Consider the following 2,083-nt stretch of genomic DNA (forward strand, 5'->3'; position numbering starts at 1 on the left):
TCGGGGCCGGGGGCTTGCAGGTGGCCGCGAGGGTCGGCGCAGATCCAAACGTCGGTGTAGGCGGGTGGCACCGCCAAGGCGTTCAGGCGTTTGATTTCGTCCGCGTCGGTAATGCGCTCGCCCTTGGCGTTCAGATACTGGAACGTGCCTCGCACTTTTTTACGGCGGATGCCGGGCTGGGTGTCATCCACATAATGCAGGTCGCGGGGCAGGTCGGCGGGTAACGAAGAGTCAGGCATGGGGCGGGTTCCTTGGCAACAAATCAGGCCGGTATGTCTGATTGACCGCAGCACCCTGCGGTCGTGCCAAATGGTTAAGCCAGTACTGCCACCGCCTTGATTTGCGCCCACAGTGTCTGGCCCGGATGCAGTTGCAACTGGTCGTGGGAGAAGCGCGTGATGCGTGCCAGCAAGGGCGTGCCGCCGGCGTCGAGGCGCACCAGCACATGGGCGCTGTTGTCCGCGCCGACAGTCTGGGTGACGGTCACCGGCAAGCGGTTGAGGATGCTGCTGTGTTCTTCGGCCTGCAGGCTCAGGCTCACATCCCGCGCCTGGACCTTGACCCGCAGTGGGTTGCCCACCGCCAGCGGGGCATGGGCCACGCGCATCTGCAACGGGCAATCGGGCAACTGCAGGGTGAGCAACTGATAGTGCGCGTCGTAGGCGACGACGCTGCCAGCGATCACCACGCCGGCATCGTCGCCCAGCGCCAGGGGCAGGTCGAGGCGCGCCAGGGTTTCGCCGATAGGGCCGCTGGCCAGGGCTTTGCCGTCGCTGAGCAAGACGATATGGTCAGCCAGCCGCGCCACTTCGTCCTGGGCGTGGCTGACGTAGAGCACCGGGATATCCAGCTCGTCGTGCAGGCGTTCCAGGTAAGGCAATATCTCGCTTTTGCGCGGGCTGTCCAGGGCCGCCAGCGGTTCATCCATCAATAACAGCCTGGGGCTGGTGAGTAAGGCACGGGCGATGCCGATGCGCTGACGCTCGCCGCCGGACAAGTGTTGCGGGTGACGCTCAAGCAAGTGCCCGATGCCCAATAGTTCGGTGGCCTGGGCCATGCCCACGCGCCGCTGCGGGCGTGGAATACGCTTGAGGCCGAACTCCAGATTGGCGCGCACCGACAGGTGAGGAAACAGGCTCGCCTCCTGGAACACATAGCCCAAAGCGCGTTTATGTGGCGGCACAAACAGCCCTTTGCGACTGTCTTGCCAGACCTCGTCGTTGATTTGCACAAAGCCGTGTTCGGCGCGTTCTAAACCTGCGATGCAGCGCAGGCAGGTGGTCTTGCCGGAGCCAGAATGCCCGTACAGCGCGCTCACGCCACGGCCGGGCAATTGCAGGTCCACATCCAATGCAAAAGCGGAGTACTTCAGCTGCAGGCGTATATCCATCATGGCGATCAGCTCCAGCCCATCTTGGTTTTGCGGCTGGAATAGAGCGCCAGCAGCACGAGAAACGCGAACACCACCATGGCCCCGGCCAGCCAATGGGCCTGGGCATATTCCATGGATTCGACATGGTCGTAGATCTGCACTGAGACGACGCGGGTCTTGTCCGGGATATTGCCGCCGATCATCAGTACCACGCCGAACTCACCGACGGTATGGGCAAAGCCCAGGATCGAGGCGGTGATAAACCCAGGGCGTGCCAGCGGCAGGATCACCGTGAAAAACGTGTCCCACGGGTTGGCGCGCAAGGTCGCGGCCACTTCCAGCGGGCGCGTGCCGATGGCCGAAAACGCGTTCTGCAACGGCTGCACCACGAAGGGCATGGAGTAGATCACCGAGCCGATCACCAGCCCGGCGAAGCTGAAGGTGAGGGTGCCCAGGCCCAGCCACTGGGTGAACTGGCCGACGTAGCCGTTGGGCCCCATGGCCAACAGCAAGTAAAAACCGATGACCGTTGGCGGCAACACCAACGGCAGTGCGACCACTGCTCCAATGGGGCCGCGCCACTTGGAACGGGTGCGCGACAGCCACAGGGCGATCGGTGTGCCGATGATCAACAGGATCAGAGTGGTCAGCGAGGCCAGTTTGAGGGTCAACCAGATCGCAGAAAAATCAGCACTCGACAGGGGCATTTAC

At 63.1% G+C, this 2,083-nt stretch carries 2 protein-coding genes and 1 pseudogene; all 3 read right to left on the bottom strand.

The window, feature by feature from the left end:
• Positions 1-239, bottom strand: a pseudogene (locus GIW04_RS30165) (DNA topoisomerase IB); the annotation flags it as partial.
• A gap of 74 nt (positions 240-313) precedes the next feature.
• Positions 314-1,393 carry a molybdenum ABC transporter ATP-binding protein gene (gene modC, locus GIW04_RS30170; protein WP_120248080.1) on the bottom strand — a complete coding sequence of 360 codons (1,080 nt, stop codon included), beginning with the start codon at positions 1,391-1,393 and terminating at the stop codon, positions 314-316.
• 5 nt (positions 1,394-1,398) lie between these two features.
• Positions 1,399-2,079 carry a molybdate ABC transporter permease subunit gene (gene modB, locus GIW04_RS30175; protein WP_034135039.1) on the bottom strand — a complete coding sequence of 227 codons (681 nt, stop codon included), beginning with the start codon at positions 2,077-2,079 and terminating at the stop codon, positions 1,399-1,401.
• Between the last annotated feature and the right edge of the window lie 4 nt (positions 2,080-2,083).

This window comes from Pseudomonas sp. PA-4-8C (assembly GCF_021606625.1).
GTDB classification, from domain to species: Bacteria; Pseudomonadota; Gammaproteobacteria; order Pseudomonadales; family Pseudomonadaceae; genus Aquipseudomonas; species Aquipseudomonas lactis.